Annotated in this window: 12 protein-coding genes; 5 read left to right on the forward strand and 7 right to left on the reverse strand. The window is 72.3% G+C overall.

Annotated features, from left to right (window positions below; all coding sequences use genetic code 11):
• Nucleotide 1 precedes the first annotated feature (1 nt).
• A complete protein-coding gene (locus QC180_RS14655; RefSeq protein WP_278263284.1) occupies nucleotides 2-622 on the reverse strand; it encodes a phosphoribosyltransferase in 621 nt (206 codons plus the stop codon).
• Between the two features lie 11 nt (nucleotides 623-633).
• A complete protein-coding gene (locus QC180_RS14660) occupies nucleotides 634-1,503 on the reverse strand; it encodes a carbon-nitrogen hydrolase family protein (protein ID WP_278263285.1) in 870 nt (289 codons plus the stop codon).
• A gap of 62 nt (nucleotides 1,504-1,565) precedes the next feature.
• Between QC180_RS14660 and QC180_RS14665 the strand changes: the two genes are divergently transcribed.
• Together QC180_RS14665 and QC180_RS14670 are read left to right on the forward strand one after the other, a co-directional pair.
• A complete protein-coding gene (locus QC180_RS14665; protein ID WP_278263286.1) occupies nucleotides 1,566-3,374 on the forward strand; it encodes a DEAD/DEAH box helicase in 1,809 nt (602 codons plus the stop codon).
• 111 nt (nucleotides 3,375-3,485) lie between these two features.
• Complete coding sequence (locus QC180_RS14670; RefSeq protein ID WP_278263657.1) at nucleotides 3,486-7,256, forward strand: bifunctional RecB family nuclease/DEAD/DEAH box helicase; 3,771 nt, start codon at nucleotides 3,486-3,488, stop codon at nucleotides 7,254-7,256.
• Between the two features lie 151 nt (nucleotides 7,257-7,407).
• Here the strand turns inward: QC180_RS14670 and QC180_RS14675 are convergent, their stop codons facing one another.
• Genes QC180_RS14675 through QC180_RS14690 form a run of 4 tightly spaced genes read right to left on the reverse strand, consistent with a single transcriptional unit; the run spans nucleotide 7,408 to nucleotide 10,446 of the window.
• Nucleotides 7,408-8,112 carry an ESX secretion-associated protein EspG gene (locus QC180_RS14675; protein WP_278263287.1) on the reverse strand — a complete coding sequence of 235 codons (705 nt, stop codon included), beginning with the start codon at nucleotides 8,110-8,112 and terminating at the stop codon, nucleotides 7,408-7,410.
• A complete protein-coding gene (locus QC180_RS14680; protein WP_278263288.1) occupies nucleotides 8,109-9,431 on the reverse strand; it encodes a WXG100 family type VII secretion target in 1,323 nt (440 codons plus the stop codon). The genes QC180_RS14675 and QC180_RS14680 overlap by 4 nt, the downstream gene beginning before the upstream one ends.
• The gene (locus tag QC180_RS14685) at nucleotides 9,424-9,822 is read right to left on the reverse strand and encodes a hypothetical protein (protein ID WP_278263289.1); all 399 of its coding nucleotides are present in this window, start codon (nucleotides 9,820-9,822) and stop codon (nucleotides 9,424-9,426) included. The genes QC180_RS14680 and QC180_RS14685 overlap by 8 nt, the downstream gene beginning before the upstream one ends.
• Nucleotides 9,823-9,840: 18 nt before the next feature.
• Nucleotides 9,841-10,446 (reverse strand): alpha/beta hydrolase, encoded by a 606-nt coding sequence (locus tag QC180_RS14690; RefSeq protein WP_278263290.1) that lies wholly within the window; start codon nucleotides 10,444-10,446, stop codon nucleotides 9,841-9,843.
• A gap of 248 nt (nucleotides 10,447-10,694) precedes the next feature.
• On the opposite strand from QC180_RS14690, the gene QC180_RS14695 reads away from it, so the two are divergent.
• Entirely contained in the window at nucleotides 10,695-11,606 is a 912-nt protein-coding gene (locus QC180_RS14695; protein ID WP_278263291.1) for an SMP-30/gluconolactonase/LRE family protein, read from the forward strand.
• Nucleotides 11,607-11,671: 65 nt separating this feature from the next.
• On the opposite strand, the gene QC180_RS14700 is transcribed toward QC180_RS14695, so the two are convergent.
• A complete protein-coding gene (locus QC180_RS14700; protein WP_278263292.1) occupies nucleotides 11,672-12,499 on the reverse strand; it encodes a hypothetical protein in 828 nt (275 codons plus the stop codon).
• Nucleotides 12,500-12,688: 189 nt separating this feature from the next.
• Between QC180_RS14700 and QC180_RS14705 the strand changes: the two genes are divergently transcribed.
• A complete protein-coding gene (locus QC180_RS14705) occupies nucleotides 12,689-13,861 on the forward strand; it encodes an acyl-CoA dehydrogenase family protein (RefSeq protein ID WP_278263293.1) in 1,173 nt (390 codons plus the stop codon).
• Between the two features lie 9 nt (nucleotides 13,862-13,870).
• Nucleotides 13,871-14,998 carry an acyl-CoA dehydrogenase family protein gene (locus QC180_RS14710; RefSeq protein ID WP_278263294.1) on the forward strand — a complete coding sequence of 376 codons (1,128 nt, stop codon included), beginning with the start codon at nucleotides 13,871-13,873 and terminating at the stop codon, nucleotides 14,996-14,998.
• Nucleotides 14,999-15,051 lie beyond the last annotated feature (53 nt).

The following is a 15,051-nucleotide window of genomic DNA, read 5'->3' on the forward strand; positions in this document are numbered from 1 at the left end:
CTCAGCGCAGCAGTTCGACGACCTCGGCGTCGGCGAGCTGATGGAAATCGGTGTAGGCCATGCCGACTCCGCCCAGATCGGCGGGCGTCCACAGGCACACCAGCTCGTCGCATTCCGGGCGCACCCGCCGCTCGGCCTCCGGGGAGGACACCGGCACCGCCACCACGATCCGCGCGGGTTCCTGCTCCCTGGCCACCCGGCAGGCGGCGGCGACCGTCGCCCCGGTGGCCATGCCGTCGTCGACGATCACCACCGTGCGCCCGGCCAGCGGGATCGGATCGCGCTCGCGCAGTACCGCCTGCCTGCGCGCGAGTTCGGCCAGCTCGGCCTGTTCGACATCGAGGAAGGCCGCCTGCGAGACCCCGCTGCGGTCGACCACGTCGCGATTGAGCACCACCACCCCGCCCTCGCCGAGCGCGCCCATGGCCAGCTCCGGCTGCCAGGGCAGGCCCAGCTTGCGCACCAGCAGCACGTCCAGATCACCGCCGAGCACCGCGCGCACCGCCGCGGCCACCGGTACGCCGCCGCGCGGCAGACCGAGGACCAGCGGGTCGGTGTCGCGCAGGTGCTCGAGAGCCGTGCCGAGGACGCGGCCCGCCGCCTCGCGATCCGGGTACACCATCGCCTCGAACGCTACTCCGCGCCGGGCTCCGGCGATACGCGCTCGACCACCGCGAAGCGGCGCAGCGACAGGCTGGGGTTGGCGCTGCGGACCCGGGCCAGCTGGGCCGGATCGACCGTCGCGACGAGCACGCCCGGCTCGTCACCGAGCTCGGCCAGCACCTCGCCCGCCGGGTCCACGATCATCGAGGCGCCCGCCCCACGCGGCGCGCACTGATCGGCCGCCGCCACGTACACCGTGTTCTCGATGGCGCGGGCCCGCAGCAGGGTGGTCCACTGGTCGACCTTGGCCGGGCCGGGAATCCACTGCGCGGGCAGCAGCAGCACGTGCGCGCCCGCCGCGGCGACACGCCGACAACCCTCCGGGAAACGCAGATCGAAACAGGTCTGCATGCCGAAGATCACACCGTCGACGGCGAAGGTGGCCGGTTCGGTCACCGGACCGGGCACCACCACCTCCGATTCGCGGTGCCCGAACGCGTCGTAGAGATGCACCTTGCGGTACACCGCGACCACCGCGCCGTCGGGCCCGTGCGCGACCAGGGTGTTGCTGATCCGCGCCGATTCCGCCGCCGGACGCTCCACCACACCGGCCACCAGATACACCCCGAATTCGGCTGCGAGCGCGCCGAGTCCGGTGGTGAACGGGCCGTCGAGGGGTTCGGCGATCGCCACCACCCGCTCGTCGAGGCGGGTGACAGCGAACATCGAGTATTCGGGCGCGAGTACCACCCGCGCGCCCGCTTCGGCGGCGGTGCGCACGTGCTCGCGCAGGGTGGACAGATTGGCGGTGGGGTCGGTCGTCGGCGCGAATTGGACGACCGCGATCGGCACCGTCACCGGTGCCGGTTCCTGATGCGCTGACCGGTTCTGCAGTTGCATAGGTCTCACCGTATTCACCTGGTGGTTGGGACAGCTACCGCCAGGCAGTAAACTGCTGGTCAATGAGTACCAATGAGGTCGACAGCGTTCCTGCCGACGACGACAGGCACGACGGCGGCCCGACTTTCGCCGATCTCGGCATCGATGACCGCGTGCTCGCGGCCATCGCCGATGTGGGCTACGAGTCGCCGTCCCCGATCCAGGCGGCGACCATCCCTCCGCTGCTCTCCGGCGCCGACGTGGTGGGCCTGGCCCAGACCGGCACCGGCAAAACCGCGGCATTCGCGATCCCGATCCTGATGGGTCTGGACACCGCGCAGCGCAAGCCCAGCGCCCTGGTGCTCGCGCCGACCCGTGAGCTCGCGATCCAGGTCGCCGAGGCGTTCGGCAAGTACTCCTCGCACATCCCCGGTCTGCACGTGCTGCCCATCTACGGCGGGCAGAGCTACGGCGTGCAGCTGTCGGGCCTGCGCCGCGGCGCGCACGTCGTGGTCGGTACGCCCGGCCGCGTGATCGACCACCTGGAGAAGGGCACGCTGGATCTGACCCAGCTGCGCTACCTGGTGCTCGACGAGGCCGACGAGATGCTCAAGATGGGCTTCCAGGAAGACGTCGAGCGCATCCTGCGCGACACCCCCAACGACAAGCAGGTCGCGCTGTTCTCGGCGACCATGCCGGGCGCGATCCGCAAGATCTCCAAGCAGTACCTGCACGACCCGGTCGAGATCACGGTCAAGTCCAAGACCACGACCAACACCAACATCACCCAGCGCTATGTGCAGGTCTCCCACCAGCGCAAGCTCGACGCCCTGACCCGCGTGCTCGAGGTCGAGGACTTCGAGGCGATGATCATCTTCGTGCGCACCAAGCAGGCCACCGAGGAGTTGGCCGAGAAGCTGCGTTCGCGCGGTTTCTCCGCCGCCGCCATCAACGGTGACATCGCGCAGAACCAGCGCGAGCGCACCATCGGCCAGCTCAAGTCGGGCGCGCTCGACATCCTGGTCGCCACCGATGTCGCCGCCCGCGGTCTGGACGTGGACCGCATCTCGCACGTGGTGAACTACGACATCCCGCACGACACCGAGTCCTACGTGCACCGCATCGGCCGCACCGGTCGCGCGGGCCGTTCCGGTGAGGCGCTGCTGTTCGTGGCCCCGCGCGAGCGGCATCTGCTCAAGGCGATCGAGCGCGCCACCAAGCACCCGCTCACCGAGATGCAGCTGCCCAGCGTCGACGACGTCAACGCCCAGCGCGTGTCGAAGTTCGGCGATTCGATCACCGAGAACCTGGCCTCGGACAACGTGGCCCTGTTCCGCAAGTTGATCGAGGACTACGAGGCCGAGCACAACACCCCGCTCGTCGACATCGCCGCGGCCCTGGCCGTGGCCTCCTACGACGGCGACAACTTCTTCATGGCCGCCGAGCCGGAGCCCGCCCCGCGCCGCGAGCGCGACCGGGATCGTGACCGTGATCGGGAGCGTGCCCCGCGTCGCTACGACGACGAGGACCGCGGCCCGCGTCCGCCCTCGTTCTCCCGCGAGACCGGCCAGGAGCTGGCGACCTACCGGATCAGCGTCGGCAAGCGCCATCGCGTGGTGCCGGGCGCGATCGTCGGCGCCATCGCCAACGAGGGCGGTCTGCGCCGCAGCGACTTCGGGCACATCAGCATCCGCCCGGACTACAGCCTCGTGGAGCTGCCCGCCGATCTGCCGCACGAGACGCTGGAAGCCCTGCGGCGCACCAGGATCAGCGGCGTGCTGATCCAGCTGCAGCCCGACCAGGGTCCGCCCGCGCAGCGGCTCAACTCCCGGGGCCCGCGGCGCGACCGCGATGCCCGCCCGCGCGCGGAACGCCGCAAGCCGCGTTCCTGACCGGGGTCGGGGAAGGGCCGACATGTCCGCGGGTAGCGCCCTGGTCGCCCGCGACGCTGGTTAAGGTGTTGCCGTCGGGTGTGCGTGAACACAGGAGGGCCGCGGTTGTTCGTGTCCGGTGATCGGGTGATCGGTGCCGTCGGCGATCTCGCACGGGCGGCGAACTGTGAGTTCGCGCTCCTGCGTGCCGTCGACGCCGCCCTGGGCAACCTGCCCGTCGGACCGGACTCCTTCGCGCCCCTGCTCCGTTCGCGCCCGCCTGCTCCGGAGTTGCTGGCCCACTTCGGTTCCCGGCTGACCCGCATCCCGTCCCCGGATCTGCCCGGCGCCGACCCGGCCGCCCGCATCGCCGCCCTCACCATCGCCGCGGCCCGCACCGCCGACATGGTCCGCGCCGGTGCCGAGGCGATCGTCGGCGCGGTGTTCTTCGACGGTGGATTCGCCTGCGGGGTAGACCTTCTGCTGCGCACCGGCGACGGCCCGCGCTACACGATGTACTCGGCGGTGGGGTCCGACACGATCGGCCTGCCCGCCGACCTGCGCCGCTCGGTGGCGGTGGGCGTCGGCGGGGCCGTCCTCGCCACCGAGGCGAACACGGTGCGCCCGCCAGCTCCTGGGCCGACCACATTCGGTCGCGGCGGGAGCTATTCGTCCTCGGCACCAGCCTTCGGTGATCCGGCCACCGGTCCGCGGACTGCCACGCGCGAACCCGTCCTGCCCGCCGGTCCGCGTGACGAGCCAAGCAATCCCGGCCCGCTTGCCGGTTCGCGTACTGATGCGCGCGATGTCGGCCCGACCGCAGGTTTTCGCGCCGATGCACGCGATCCCGGCCCGGCTGCGGGTTCGCGGGGCGATGTGCGTGATCCCGGCCCGGCAGTGGGATTCACGCGGGCCGATCAGGGTGCGCATGCCGGGGGTGGCGTTGGCGCCCTGGATGACCCCCGCGCACTGCGCCGGGAAGTGGCGGCGGGACGCACGCCCTTCGAACGGGCGGCCGCGTCGGTGCAGGTCGTCCCGGTCGATCCGGTGCGTGAGGCGCTGTGCGCACGCCTCGAATTCGCCGCCGTGGCGCGGGAACTCGCCTCACTGGGCGCGAGTGTCGATCCGGTGGCCCGTCTTTCGGGAACGCACGGTGAAGAGCGTACGGCGGCAATCGAACTCGCCCCGCTGTATCGGGCACGGCGGGCGCGGGTCGCGCACATCATCGAGGACAAGCTGGCCGAACTGCTGCCGGTGCAGTGGGGTGACCCGCGCTATCTGGCTTGCGGGGTGTGCCCGAGCTGCCGCACCGCCGTGGCGACGGCGCGGGATCTGTTGCTGGTGGCCGGAATCCGGCCCACCCAGCGCGCGCGCCTGCGCGAGGCCGGGGTGCTCACCGTGGACCGGCTCGCCACCACCAGCACCCCGGTGCCGGGCCTGACCCCGCGCACCGTGCACGCCCTGCGCCGCCAGGCCGAGATCCAGCTGCACCGCGAACGCACCGGCGAACCCACCTACGCCCTGCGCGACGCGACCGTCCTGGGCGCCCTGCCCGCACCGTGCGCCGACGACCTGGCCCTGATCATCGACCTCGACGACCACGGCGCCGTGCGCACCGTCGAACTGGCCGACGCGGCCACCGTCGTCCACCGGCCGGAGCTGCCGCCGGTGGCGGACGCGGCGGTGCTCGACGAACTGCTCGACATCATCGCCGAACACCGCGCGGCCAACCCGGACGTGCGGGTCTACCACTACGGTTCGGCCGTCCGCACCGCCCTGCTGGACTGGTCTGGCCGGGTGGGGGCGGGCGCCGATCTGCTCGACGCGCTGCTGGCCGCGGGCGCCCTGGTCGACCTCGCGCCGATCGTGCGCACCGCCGTGCTGATCGGCGAACAGTCCTACGACATCACGGGTCTGGCCGCCCTGCTGCCCGGCACCCACAGCCGCGCCGCCACCGTCCTCGCGCTGCGCGACTGGCTGCTCGACCGGGCCGCCGACGCGGGCATCGAGGTGCCGGGCAGCCGGTTCGCCGTGGCCGCCGCCGATTTCCCGCCCTCGCTGCGCACCGGCTCGCTCGAGGCCGCGCTCACCGAGTTCGCCGCCGACAGCACCGGCGACGCGGCCAGGGCCGCCGCCCTCACCGCCGCGGTGCTCGGCTACCACCGGCGCGAACGTCAGCCGCGCTGGTGGGCGCACATCGACCGGCTCGGTCTGCCGGTCGGTGAGTGGGCCGACGAGCCCGGGGTCCTCATCGCCGACCGTGGCACCGTCGACACCAAATGGCATCGCACCCCGCAACTTCCGACCATGCGCCGCTATCTGACCCTCACCGGCCGCCTCGGCACCGGCGCCACGCTCACCCCCGGCACCCAGATGGTCACCATCTACGACGGTGCCGCCGCGGCGGGCATGACCCAGACCCTGGGCCGTCGCGCCACCGCCACGGCCACCGTGCTCGGCTGTGCCGTGGACGCCGACTTCGACGACACCGTGCGCCTCGAGGAACTGCTGCCCGCGGGCTGTCCCTCCTACGACGACCTGCCCGCCGCCATCGCCCCCGGCCCGCCCGACGGTGAGGCCGAGATCGAGGCCGCGCTCGAGTCCACCGCCCAGAACCTGCTCGTGACCCTGCCCCGGGTTCCCGAGAACGCGGTCTACGACCTGTTGCTGCGCCGCCCGCCCCGCCTGCGCGACGGCCTGACCCTGCCCGAGGTGCACGGCGACCCGGCCGCCGCGCTGGCGACCGCGGTGGGCGCGCTGGAGTCGTCGTATCTGGCCGTGCACGGTCCGCCCGGCACCGGCAAGACCGGCACCCTCGGCCATGCCATCGAACGCCTCGTCACCCGGCACCGGTGGCGGGTCGGCGTGGTGGCGCAGTCGCACGCGGTGATCGAGCGGATCTTCGACGCGGTGGTCGAGGCGGGCCTACTGCCCGAACTGGTCGCCAAGAAGGACGTGGCCTCGGTGGGCCCGGAGTGGTCGGCCATCGACGCCGCGCGCTACCCGCGCTTCCTCGACAACGCCGTCAACGGCTGCGTGATCGGCGGTACCCCGGCCGATTTCGTGGACGACGCGCTCATCCTGCCCGGCAGCCTGGATCTGCTGGTGATCGCCGACGCGGGGGACACCTCGATCCCCGACACGGTGGCCGTCGCGGTGAGCGCCCGCAATCTGCTGCTCGTCGGCGACCCGCAGCCGCCGCGCGCCCAGGCCGCCCACCCGCTGCCGGTGCAGGTCTCGGCGCTGGGCTGGCTGTGCGAGGGCGCGCGCACACTGCCCGCCACCTACGGCTACTTCCTCGACCGCACCTGGCGTATGCACCCGGCGGTGTGCGCGCCGGTGTCGGCGGGGTGCTACGACGGCAAGCTGCGCGCCAGCGAGACCGTCACGCTCGCCCGCGATCTGGCCGGGATCGCGCCGGGGGTGAGCACCGTGCTGGTGGAGCATCGCGGCAGTGCCACCGAGTCCGACGCCGAGGCCCGCGAGGTGGTGCGCCGGGTGCGCCTGCTGCTCGGCGAGACCTGGACCTCGGCCGGGCGCACCCGCAAACTGCACCCCCACGATGTGTTCGTGGTCGCCCCCTACGCCGCGCAGGTGGCCCGTATCCGAACGCTGTTGGCGCGGGCCAAGATCGAGGACGTCCTGGTCGGGACGCCGGATCGGTTCCGTGGCCGGGAGGCGGCGGTCGTGCTGCTGTCGATGACCACCTCCACCCCCGCCGACGCGCCCTTCGGTATGCGGGCACTGCTCTCGCCCACCGTCCTCCACGCGACGCTGAGCCGCGCCATGTGGAAGGCCATCATCCTGCGCTCGCCGCTGCTCACCGAATACCTCCCGGACACCCCCGAGGAACTGTCGGCCCTCAACGGTTTCCTCCGCCTGGGCGCCGAACCCACCGCCTAGCCCTGGGTCCGCAGATCCGCGCTGCCCACGCGGCTGCTCGACGGGGCGATGCGACACCGGCCCGCCCACACCGACGCCGGTGCGGAGCCCGGTGGGGTGGCCAGCCGGACCGCGCCGGAGAGGACTTCCTCGGTGACGGGGCGGGCGGCGATCAGACGTTGCGCAGCAGGTGGCGCAGCCAGTCGACGGAGGATTCGGCGGTGGCGGGGGTGATGTCGACCTGGCGGGCGGTGTGGACGAGGTAGCGGCCGTCGCCGGTGACGTCGATCCACGAGAGCACGCCGGAGGGGTCCTTGTCCCGGCCCGCCGCGACCAGGATCTGGCCGATGCCCGTGCGCGGGCGCTGCAGGAGCTTGCGGATACGCGCCGCGTCGGAGGGCCCCGAGACGGGCACGGTGACCATATCCCGGCTGTCCTCACGGACCTTGGCGACCGGGGCTCCGATGCGCGGCAGCGCACCGGGACGCTGCGCTGGCAGGCGGGAGAATATCTGCGCGGCAAGGCGTTTCGTACTGCCCACCTGCACGTGCAGCGCGCCGCCGCGATCGTCGGCGCTGCCGGGTTCCTGCACCGCGAGCACCGCGATATCGGCGCTCACCGCCCCGTACATCCGCACCGGCGACGTGGTCCGGCCGCAGACCTCGACGCGGATCTCGGGATCGGCCAGCACCCGCAGCGCGGCCGAGAAATCGGCGTCGAGCACGCGGGCGCACCAGGCGTCGAGCGCGGGTTGCTGCGCGGCGCGTTCGGCCGTATCGCGGGCGGACGCGCGAACGGCGAGCGGGTACGGGACCCGGTCGCCGTCGGTGCGGGCCCAGGCCAGCGCGAACTGGTCCGGGGTGACATGCCAGTTCACTCGCGTTCGGTCCACTCACCGAGCACGGCGGGACTGGTCGGCTCCATCCGGCCGATCAGCGCGTTCACCTCGTCGGCGGGTTCGAGGTAGGTCGGCTCCTCGTCCAGGAACCGCAGGAACTCGTCGTCCTCGTCCTCGAGTTCCTCCGGCGGCGCGGGATGGCGGGGACCGCCGGGGGAACGGTGATTGTCGGCGGCGGCCATGGCCCCACCCATCAGCCCGCCGATCGCCCCCGCGCTCATCCCGGCGGCGGCCTCGCCACCGGCGGCCGTGACATCGCGGTCCGGGCGCGCGTCGGTCGCGGCGGCGCCGGTGTCCGACCCCGGGGTGCTCCCGGCGGTCGTGGTGCCGGTGCCGGGGGTGGCGGCCGGTTTTCCGGAGCGGTCGCGGCGATTTCGGGGATCGGCGCCGGGAACGGAGCCCATCACGGCGCCCGGCGTCCCGGCGGCGGGCGTGCCACCGGAGGCGGAGGTGGTGGTCGAGGTGGTGCCGACGCGGCCCGGCTGTGCGGTGGTGGCCGGGACCGTCGGTGCGGCCGCCGCGGTCACGGTGCCCGGCGCGGAGGTCGTCGCCGGAGTGGCCGACGGGGTCTGCGGCTGACCCGGGGTGGGCGCGGTGGTGTCGGCGGGGAGCACGGTGACCACGCCCGCGACCTGGGTCTCACCGGTGGTCGTCGTCGGCGGCGCCACGGCGGCGGGGTTCGCGCCGGTGAGCGTGACCGCCGGGGTTCCGCCGGTGAGCGCGGTGTCGGTCCCCGGCGCGGTGCCCGATGTCGTGTCGAGGACGGGGAACGACGGCACGCCCGAACCCGTCGGCACCAGGGCGCCGCCGTAGATCGTCTCCATCGCCCGCACCGCGTCCAGCCGGGCGTTCTCGGCCTCGCGCACCACGGTCGCGTTGTCGGCGGCCTGCTGGGAATCGAGCAGGGCGGCGGACGGATCGGGTTGTGCCGCATCGGGTTCGGCGATGGCGGCGCGCACGGACTCGGCGGCGTCGCCCGCGCGGGACAGTCGCACGCCGACGGCGGTGAGCACATCGGCGATGCGCCTGCCCGCCTGCTCGAACTCGCTCACCGCGTCCACGGCCTGCTGGGCGGCACTACCGCGCCAGCCGTCGGCCAGCGCCGCGCGGATCTCCCCGTGCGCGTTGTCGACCTCGTCGCCGAGCCCGGTGGCCGTGGTGAGGAAGGCGTCGCCCGCGGCGGACAGGGCGGCCGGGTCGAGCCTCTGCACGGCCTGGTGGATCTCGGCGTGCGAGAGATTGTCGAAGACCTCGATCACCGGCGCGTAGTCCGGATCGGTGCCGGAGAGCTTACGCATGGCCGTCTCCCTCGAGCTCGAGCGCGGCGACCGCACCGGCCAGCGCCTGGTCGTTCTCGCGGTAGGCCGCACCGGCGGCGCGGAACACCGTGGCGAGCTCGCGCGCGGTGCGCGCGTAGGCCCGCAGCTGCTCCAGCGCGTCACCGGTCTTGGACTCGAAACCGGTGCGCAGCGCCGCGCCGGAGGCCAGCCCGCCGAAGCCCGGCAGCGTCTGCGCCGCGCCGAGGACTCCCAACTGCGCCTCCACCGCGTCGGCCAGCCGTTCGTAGCGCAGCGCGCACCGCTCGGGTGCGCCGTCGGCGACCAGCACGCCGTCGATCCACAGCCCGCCCTCGTCGACGGCCGTGCCCAGCGCGGCCGTGTTCGGCAGCCCCGTTCGATTCGGTTGCACCGTTTCCCCCTTCGTCGTTCAGCGCGCGGTGCCGAGTACCCACTGCGCGATATCGGCCGCCACGCGCTGGCGCACCGGTTCGTGCAACAGGTCGTGGCCCGCGTCGGCGTACTCGCGCAAATCTACCGATCCGTGGCGCGCTGTCCATAGCCGGATCACATCGATCGGTGCCCGCCGATCGTCCACACCGTGCACCGCCAGGACCGCCAGCGCGGGGTCCGGCGTGATCTCGGTGCCCCGCCGCGGCGTGCCGCACAGCACGAGTCCGGCCAGGCCCGACGGCGGGTCGGCGGCCACGGTGAGCGCGGTGGCCGCGCCCAGTGAGTGGCCCATCAGCACCGGGGCGCGGTCGTGCTCGGCGCGCGCCAGCGCGAGCAGTCCGCGGGCGTCGGCGGCGAGTTCGTCGAGGGTGCCCGGCGCGTCCGGGTCGCCCTCGCTCAACCCCTGTCCGGCGGTGTCGAGGGCCCACAGCGCGATCCCGGCCGGACGCAGCGCCGCGGCGAAATGGTGGTAGTGCCCGCTGTGTTGGCCGGTGCCCGGCAGCAGGACCAGCGTCGCCGTCGCCCCGGCGGGCGACCACCGTCGGTAGTGCAGGCGGCCGCGGTCGCTGTCGAAGGAGGGCACCGTCCGATTATGGCTGTTCGGGGTGCCGCGAGCGTAGGGGGGCGCGCACCGGAATTCGGGGCGCGCTCTTGTGACATCACCGATCGGCCGATGAATAGTCCTGTGCGACAAGATCAATCCGGACGCGCCTCGCCGTGCACGGTGCCGGGGTGCGCGGGTTTTCGGAGTGCAGAGTGCGCTCACCATCGATCCGCCGGAGCCGCTACACTTCCCGCGTCGAACTGAGTCAACAGAGTCGAGGTTTGTGCATGTTGTCGTTCCGTCGTTGCGTCGCCCATCTCGCCGTCGGCGCGGCCGTCGTGACCACTGCCTCGATCGGCACCGGGACCGCGAGCGCCGCGCCGGTGGCCTCCTGCGCGCAGGCGCGCGAGGACGTCGCGATCCGCTCGAGCGTGCCGCTGCTGGACTGGTCGGAGAACTTCGGCATCGACGGTGCCGGGAACCTGTGGGTCGCCCGGGTCATGCGCGGTGAGGTGCAGCGCTACGACGGCGACGGCAGACTCACCGCCACCGTCGCGGTGCCCTCGCCCGGGGCGGTCCGGCTCGGCCCCGACGGGCTGCTGTATGTGGTGACCGGCAACTCGCCGCTGGCGGGCGCGGGCGGCATCGTCCGCTTCGACCCCGCCGCGGCCGACCCCGCGCCGACCTCCTTCGCCACCGGCTTCGCCCACCCCAACGGCGCCGCCTTCGACGACGCGGGCAACCTCTACGTCACCGCCTCCGACGGCGTGCACCGCCTGCGCCGCGACGGCAGCGAGGACATGGACTGGTGGTCCGAGGTCGCCGTCGAGGGCCCCAACGGCATTGCCGTGTCCGGTGATTCGGTGTATGTCACCGCCAACTTCGTCGCCGATTCCGGCCCCGTCGGGCGCGTGCTGCGCCTCTCGCGCACCAACCCCGCCGACAGCACCACCATCGCCGACCTGACCTCCATCGGCAGCCTGCCCGACTTCGTCGACGACCTGGTCATCCGCGACGGCGACCTCTACGTCACCACGCTGGCCGGTCACCTCGTGCGCGTCGACCCGGTCACCGGGACCGCGTGCAATGTCCTGTCCACCCAGCCGCTCACCGCGGTGGTCGCCGATCCGGACGACCCGTCGGCACTGCTGGCGGGTTCGGAAGAGGGCACGGTTCTGCGCATCCGCCCGCAGGGCTGAGCGGGCGGGGTGTGTGCGGGCCCGGAACCGTAGCGCGGCAGCTGATTCCGGGCGATGACCGGCTCTCAGCCGTCGACGGTGACCGCTGACGGCGCGCTCGGACGTTCCGGCGCGGGCGCGGGCGTCGTGGTCTCCACGGGCGCCGGAGCCGGTGCGGGCGCGGGGGTTTCGGGGGCGGGGGCCTGCGAGGTGTTCGGCCCACCCGAGGACGATTCGCCCGAGCCCGGATTGATCGGTTCCGGTGCGGGTGGGGCCGCCGGGGTCTCGGTCGACACGACCGGCAGATCCGGGACGACGAAGGTGCCCACGGTCGGCGTCATCACGCAGCGCGCGCCCGGGTAGTCGATGGAGCCCCACATGGAGGCGATCACCGTTCCGGCGCCGGTGTGCACGGTCTTCGACAGCGAGGGCAGGTGGTACTCGGTCTGGTCGTCGAGGGCGATGATGCCGCTCTGCCCGGTGTTCACGTTCACCCAGGCCACGCTCAGACCGGACGACAGCGGCACACCCGAGTGGCGCGGGCTCGCGCTGAACCGCATGTCACCGGGGGTGAGGCTGAACTCGTCGCGCGGGCCGGGGCCCTCGTAGGTGGCGGCGGCGATGATCGTGGTGACCGGGCCGTTGCTGCCGCAGCCGAAAGTCGGTGCGGCATAGGTGAACGGGGTGAACTGCGCGGAGACCTCGCGCAGCGCGTCGGCGCCGACGAGGGTGGTGAAGCTGCTCAGCGCGCCGACCCCGGCCCGGGCGGCGGTGTCCTGGCCCGCGATCTCGCCGAGGTGGGTGAGGCCGTCCTCGAGTGGCGCGGCGCTCGCCGGTGACATCAGCAGCGCCAGGGCGCCGATGCTCGCCGCGGTGACCGTCGCCGCCCTGTCTGCGATGGATCTGCCGTTCACCCGTACTCCTCGATGGATGCTCCGCGCCGGTTCCCCGGCCCGTCTGGCAACGTACCAGGTCGTCCTCGGGCTCGTAGACCACCGATGACGCGGCCGGGCCGGGCGTGCGGTGGGTGTGATGTAGTCGACATCCGGCTTTACCAAGGGGTAGGTTTCTTCTCGACGGCTACGAGACGCTGGGAGACCCGTATGAAGTTAGCCTTGTCCCCCGAAGAGCTCGCTTTTCGTGACGAGCTCCGGCAGTTCTATCGCACCGAGATCCCGTCCGAGATCCGCGACCGGGTGAAATACGGACACGAGTTGTCCCGCGAGGACATCGTCACCGCCAACAAGATCCTCAACGACCACGGCCTGGCCGTGCCCAACTGGCCGGTGGCCTGGGGCGGCAAGGACTGGACGCCCATGCAGCGTCACCTGTGGCTCGACGAGATGCAGCTGGCCTCGGTGCCCGAGCCGCTGACCTTCAACGCCTCGATGGTCGGCCCGGTCATCGCCCAGTTCGGTTCCGAGGAGCTCAAGCAGCGCTTCCTGCCGCCCACCGCCGCCCTCGACATCTGGTGGTGCCAGGGCTTCTCCGAACCCGACGCGGGCTCCGACCTCGCCTCGCTGCGCACCACCGCCATCCGCGACGGCGACTCCTACATCGTCAACGGCCAGAAGATCTGGACCACGCTGGGCCAGTACGCCGACTGGATCTTCTGCCTGGTCCGCACCGACCCGAACGCGCCCAAGAAGCAGGCGGGCATCTCCTTCCTGCTCTTCGACGTGAAGACGCCCGGTGTCACCATGCGCCCGATCAAGCTGATCGACGGCAGCTTCGAGGTCAACGAGGTGTTCTTCGAGAACGTCCGGGTGCCCGCCGACCAACTCGTCGGCGAGGAGAACCAGGGCTGGACCTACGCCAAGTTCCTGCTCGGCAACGAGCGCACCTCCATCACCGGCGTCGGCAAGACCAAGGTCAAGATCGGCCTGGCCAAGGACCACGCCCGCTCGGTCAGCACCGGTCACGGCACCCTGCTCGACGATCCGGTCTTCGCCGCGCGGGTGGCCGAGCTGGAGAACGAGCTGCTGGCACTCGAGCTCACCCAGCTGCGGGTGGTGTCCAATTCCGTCGACGGCAAGCCCAACCCGGCCTCCTCGGTGCTCAAGCTGCGCGGCTCGGAGCTGCAACAGGCGGCCACCGAACTGCTGCTCGACATCGCCGGGGCCGACGCGCTGCCGGTGGACGCCGACGGCATCGCCTCCCCGCCGTGGGCCCAGCACAGCGGTCCCGGCTACCTGAACTACCGCAAGGTGTCCATCTACGGAGGCTCGAGCGAGGTCCAGCGCTCGATCATTTCCTCCACGATCCTCGGATTGTGAGGCGCTGACATGGATCTCGCACTGACCGAAGAACAGACGATGCTGCGCGACACCGTGCGCGATCTGCTGCGCCGCTTCTACGACGGCGAGGCACTGGCCAAGGTCGGAGACACCGACCCCGGCTGGAACCGCACGGTCTGGAAGCAGCTCGCCGACCTGGGCGTGCTCGGCCTGACCATCGACGAGGACGACGGCGGCGCGGGCGCCGGTCCGGTCGAGGCGATGCTCGTGCAGGAGGAACTGGGCCGCGCGCTGGCCCCGGAACCGGTGCTCGACGCGGTGGTGATCCCCGCCGAGCTGCTGAAGCTGACCGGCAGCGCCGAACAGCGTGCCCGCCTGCTGCCCGCCCTCGCCTCCGGCGAGAAACTGCTCGCCTTCGCCCACACCGAGCCCGGCAAGCGCTGGCCGTCCACCGAACTCGCCACCACCGCCACCGGGCAGGGCGATACCCACACGCTGACCGGCGTGAAGAACCCGGTGCTGCGCGGCGACTGCGCCGACGAGCTCATCGTCAGCGCGGTGCTGCCGGGCGGCGGCGTCGGACTGTTCCTGGTCGACCCGACCGGCGCCGGGGTGGTGCGGCGGACCTACCGCACCTTCGACGGCCGCCGCGGCGCGCAGATCGAGCTCGACGGCGCGGCGGGCGAACTGCTCGGCGACACCGTCGACGCGGCCGAACAGATCGCCCTGGTGCAGGGCTACGCGCAGGCGGCGCTGTGCGCGGAGTCGGTGGGCGCGATGGAGATCGCGCTCACGCTCACCACCGAATACCTCAAGACCCGCAAGCAGTTCGGCGTCACGCTCTCGAAGTTCCAGACGCTCACCCAGCGCGCGGCCGACTGCTATGTCTCGCTGGAACTGGCCCGCAGCATGAGCCTCTACGCCACCGCGGCCCTGGCCGACGGCGGCAACGACCCGGTGGTCGCCTCGCGCGCGCGACTGCAGATCGGCAAGTCCGCCGAACACATCGGGCAGGAGGCCGTACAGATGCACGGCGGTATCGGCGTCACGGCGGAATACCCGGTGAGCCACTATGTCGCCCGGCTCACGGCCATCGGCCAGACCCTCGGCGGCGCCCTGGAACACCGCAGGATCCTCGCCGACCGCGTCGGCTCCTACGACCTACCCCAGCTCTAGCTTTCGATCCCGATGGTGCGTACCCGCTCCGGGTGCGCACCATCGTGCTGTCG

It is taken from the genome of Nocardia anocheti, from assembly GCF_029675105.1.
Taxonomy (GTDB): domain Bacteria; phylum Actinomycetota; class Actinomycetes; order Mycobacteriales; family Mycobacteriaceae; genus Nocardia.